This window comes from Microbacterium sp. P2_F9 (genome assembly GCF_056403635.1).
This window is the reverse complement of sequence record NZ_JBFUFC010000355.1, coordinates 1-1,918: the sequence shown is the minus strand read 5'-3', so window position 1 is coordinate 1,918 and position 1,918 is coordinate 1. Positions and strand designations below refer to the sequence as shown.

1 protein-coding gene and 1 pseudogene are annotated in these 1,918 nt (G+C 74.0%); both read right to left on the bottom strand.

The features are described from left to right. Positions 1–691: pseudogene (locus tag AC1DVT_RS19920) on the bottom strand (transglutaminase); the annotation flags it as partial. After that, on the bottom strand, positions 688–1,918 hold a 1,231-nt coding region (locus tag AC1DVT_RS19915), incomplete at its 5' end, for a DUF58 domain-containing protein (RefSeq protein WP_477391092.1). The pseudogene AC1DVT_RS19920 and the gene AC1DVT_RS19915, both read right to left, overlap by 4 nt.

Genomic DNA, 1,918 nt, shown 5'->3' with positions numbered 1-1,918 from the left:
GGACGCCCCCGGACGTGGCGGCGCGCTCGAGCGCGCGCACCCGTTCGTCGCGGCCCCGCCAGGCGAGCCACAGCAGCGTCGTGACCAGACCCGCGATGCCGATGGCGGTCTCGAGCGGCGCGTAGAGGCGCACCGGCCCGATCGGCAAGGCGGGGCTGACGGAGGCGCGGCCGAAGATCAGGCCGAAGAACACCATGCCCAGGGCGATCGGAGCCGCGCCGTACGCGCGGCGGTCCGCGCGCCAGGACAGCACGAGGGCGGCGCACGTCCCCCCGAGGAAGACCACGAGCGCCGGGACGAGCAGATTGCGATACGTCCCGACCGGCAGATCGACGGTGATGAGATCCTTCCAGGCGAGCACCGTGCCGGCCAGGAGATCGACGAATCCGCGCAGGAGGTCGGGGGTCCCGCCGATCCGCGACGGCACCGCGAGCGGCACGCCGACCACGAGGAAGGCGATGGCGCAGACCGCCGTCGTCAGCAGGGCGCTCCAGCGCCGGAGGCGCGCCGCGACCGCGATGAGCGCCGCGACACCCGCGGCGACGATCACCAGGATCGCGAACCACCAGGAGCGGTAGATCGGCCACGCGGCCACCGCCGCGATGCCAACCATGGCGGCGACGAAGACCGAACCGGCGACGATCCGGGCCCGCGCGGGTCGCACCGCTGTCGTGGCGGGGCCGGCCGTCATGACGTCGCCCCCCGAAGCAGCAGACCGGCCAGGTCCTCGAGCGTGCCCACCGTCAGCACCGTGAGCCCGGCCAGGCTCTGGATGCGCGGGTGCGCGCGCTCATCCGCGATCACCGCGACGACCGCGGTGTCGCCGGGGAACATGAGGGCGGCCTGCCGGAGGCGCGTGAGGGAGAGCGCCGACCCCACCACCATCACGGCGATCGAGAGCCGCCCGTTCGCTTCGGCCGTGAGGCGACAGACGTCCTCCACCCGCATCGTGTTCTCGAGGCGATCGACGCCGCTGAACCCGTCGAGCAGCGCGCGCGGCGAGACCGTGGGCAGATGCCGGATGGCGCGCAGCCGCCCGCGCACGACGCGGGGGATCTCCGAGCCCGTGACCACATCGAGGTCGCGGGCGTCGCGCACCGCGCGCACCCCGAGCGAGGCCGCGCAGCCGACGGCGAGCTCGAACTCGTCGGCATCCGAGTACTCGTCCTCCGCGATGCCGAGCACGACAGCCATGCGCGATCGCCGGGACTCCTCGTACTGGCGCACCATCAGCTGCCCGGTCTTCGCCGTCGACTTCCAATGGATCTGGCGGCGGGAGTCGCCGGACGCGTACTCGCGGATGGCGTGGAACGACATGTCCGCGTCGACGAGCCGGCGGGTCGGGTTGCCCTCGAGGTCGCGGATCAGCCCGGCGCTCGTGGACGGCACCGGGATGGTGCGGGGATGGACGTAGAGGTCGTGGACTTCGGCGAAGGCGTGCTCGCGGCGCAGCAGGCCGAGCGGATCGCTGCGCACGGTCGTGGCCGGGCCGACCCGCACGATCCCGCGGCGGAGGTCGGCGATGTCGAGCGGCTGCGACACCGAGTGCGCCGGGCGCAGCAGCGGCACGCCGTACTCCACGAGCCCCGCGCCCACCGGGATGTCGATGCGGCCGGGCAGGGTCGTGCGGCGGCCCTCGTTGCGGATCACGACCTCGCCGGTCACGCTCTGCCCTGCGACGATCCGCTCGTGCGCGAGCCGGAGATCGATGTCGTAGGCGCGGGAGCCGAAGAGGAAGGGCATGGCAAGCACCAGCAGGACGGCCGCGACCGCTCCCGCGACCATCCACTCGACCCAGCCGAACACGATCCCCATCGTGAGCCCGACGGTTGCCGCGCCGGCGACGAGGACGCCGGCGGGCCGCACCGTGCGCGCGCTCCACTCCGCGGCGGCCGCCGTGGCCGCCCCGGCCCTGCGC